This is a genomic window from Pseudomonadota bacterium, from assembly GCA_030860485.1.
GTDB lineage: Bacteria > Pseudomonadota > Gammaproteobacteria > JACCXJ01 > JACCXJ01 > JACCXJ01.
Genome location: JALZID010000373.1, coordinates 1 through 2,096, shown reverse-complemented (window position 1 = coordinate 2,096; position 2,096 = coordinate 1). Strand labels below are relative to the sequence as shown.

Annotated in this window: 3 protein-coding genes; all 3 read left to right on the top strand. The window is 60.2% G+C overall.

Annotated elements, in window-relative coordinates; translation table 11 throughout:
- Positions 1 to 680 (top strand): WD40 repeat domain-containing protein (locus tag M3461_22980; protein ID MDQ3777005.1); only part of this gene is annotated, 680 nt, incomplete at its 5' end.
- 241 nt (positions 681 to 921) lie between these two features.
- Positions 922 to 1,590, top strand: a complete 669-nt coding sequence (locus tag M3461_22975; GenBank protein MDQ3777004.1) for a hypothetical protein — start codon at positions 922 to 924, stop codon at positions 1,588 to 1,590.
- Entirely contained in the window at positions 1,583 to 1,918 is a 336-nt protein-coding gene (locus M3461_22970) for a hypothetical protein (protein ID MDQ3777003.1), read from the top strand. Before M3461_22975 ends, M3461_22970 begins: the two co-directional genes overlap by 8 nt.
- Positions 1,919 to 2,096: the final 178 nt, after the last annotated feature.

The window sequence follows — 2,096 nt, the reverse complement described above, 5'->3', positions numbered from 1 at the left end:
TGATGGGGCATACGGGCCCGGTGTCGGACTGCGCCTATTCCCCCGATGGCCGGCACCTCGCCTCGGCCTCGTTCGACCAGACCCTGCGCGTCTGGGACACAAAGGCGGGCGAGCCGCTCCTGACCCTCGCCGGACATACGGACTCGGTCCCGGCGTGCGCCTACTCCCCCGATGGGCGGTACATCGCCTCAGCCTCGTTCGACCAGACCCTGCGCGTCTGGGACGCTGAGACGGGCGAGCCACTCCTGACCCTGCAGGGGCATACGGGCTGGGTCTCGGCCTGCGTCTACTCCCCCGATGGGCGGCACATCGCCTCGCCCTCGTTCGACCAGACCCTGCGCGTCTGGGACGCAAAGACGGGCGAGCCGCTCCTGACCCTGGAAGGGCATACGGGTCCGGTCCGGGCCTGCGCCTACTCCCCCGATGGGCGGCGCATCAGCTCGGGCTCGTGGGACGGCAGCCTGCGGATCTGGAATTTAGCAGAGGACAGGGAGGAGCGTATCCATATCCAGTGCTTCGGCCAGCAGGACTGGGCACGGCTGGATCCGGCAAACAACCGCATCCTGTGGACGGAGGGTACGGCCTGGCGGCGGCTCGGCTGGCTCGCCCTGGACCCCGAGAGGGGGGTGCTGGAGCGCTATCCGGCCGAGGTCTTCGGCCCTCTCCCCGAACGTGGATGAGTAGCGCGACCGGCCGGTATCGACGCGTGCTCGCTGGTCGGGCCCTCCACATCGTTGCACGGCGCCAGAGCCCGGAATCGAATACGGTGTCGAAGGCCCTTTTCCGTAACGGGACTGCCCGCGGATCACAACCGAGTAAGTTCTGAACGGCTCTTTACATTTGACAACGCCCCCAGAAAGCTATTCCGGAGATCGGACTGCCGGGGCTTGCCTCGAAGCGTTTTGGCGGACCTGACCTGCTATGCCGAGTTTTAAGGGAACAATCGAATACTTCTTGGCGGATTTCCCGCGCACGCTTTTCCCGTTGGATACCAACCGCGTGCTTATCGAGCACGCGGCAAACACCTTAGCGAACGTCATTTATGAATCGATCACGCACAACTCTGAGTCGGAGAAGTCATTTCTATCGCAGACCCGTGCGTACGCAGCGAAACCCAACTTTCACTTGCGCAGAACACTTAAGCTGGATGCGCTGGCCGAATTCTTCTTGTATGACATCACGTACCGGCATCGCAGCCAATTTAGGAAGAGCCCCCGTGCCGATCGCAAGAACTTCGGCTATCGCTTCGCGGGTGGCCGCATGGTCTCGCCGGTGGAGAGCTATCGAGAGTTTCGGGCATCGGTGCGAGAAAGACTGAAGCGAGTCCGATACTGCGCGAAAGTAGATATCGCACAGTACTTCAATTCGGTGTACCAGCATGATCTCGTGAACTGGTTCCGCGGGTGTGCGAAAACGGAAGAGGACGTGCTGCTCCCTAGGCAAGTTCTTTCGAGAGATCAATGCAGGGAGGTCGATCGACTGCCTGCCGCACGGCATCTACCCTGCGAAGATCATAGGCAGCCATTTCCTGCATTTCATCGAGGACACGAGCCAATTGACCGTGGCCGAGACGCTTCGCTTCATGGATGACATCTACTTGTTCGACGACGACCGCGACGCTCTCGCGCGCGATTTCCAGCTGCTGCAGCGGCTGCTGGGGGGGAGCGGTCTATCAGTGAATGCTGGCAAAACCCAGTTTGGACGCGTCGAGGAACTCAATATCGAGCGCGAGGTTGACAAGATCAAGGTCGAGCTGCTCAAGCGGAGGGGGGACATCATCCTGGCATCCGGCGCTGACGAGGACTACTGGGACGATGAGCAGGACAGTGTGCTGTCGAGCGAGGAAGTCGAGTACTTGCTCGATCTGCTCAAGGAAGAGCACCTCGAGGAGGAGGATGCGGAGCTGATTCTAGTGTAGTGTCCCTTGAATAACTTTACAGATTATCCCTTCTTGTTTTTCCCTCGGGGCCCCATGTGAGGACTCCCACTTTTCGAGCTGCGTCCATTCAGCCGTTTCAACTCGATCGACAGCCTCGTGTTCGGCATGACCGTAAGCATAGCAATTGCCAGAGAATCTGTCAAGTTATTTAAGGGAC

What these genes read in the sequence shown, in the direction of transcription:
- M3461_22975 (MDQ3777004.1), top strand. Translation starts at nt 922, where the DNA reads ATGCCGAGTTTTAAGGGAACAATCGAATACTTCTTGGCGGATTTCCCG.
- M3461_22970 (MDQ3777003.1), top strand. Translation starts at nt 1,583, where the DNA reads ATGGATGACATCTACTTGTTCGACGACGACCGCGACGCTCTCGCGCGC.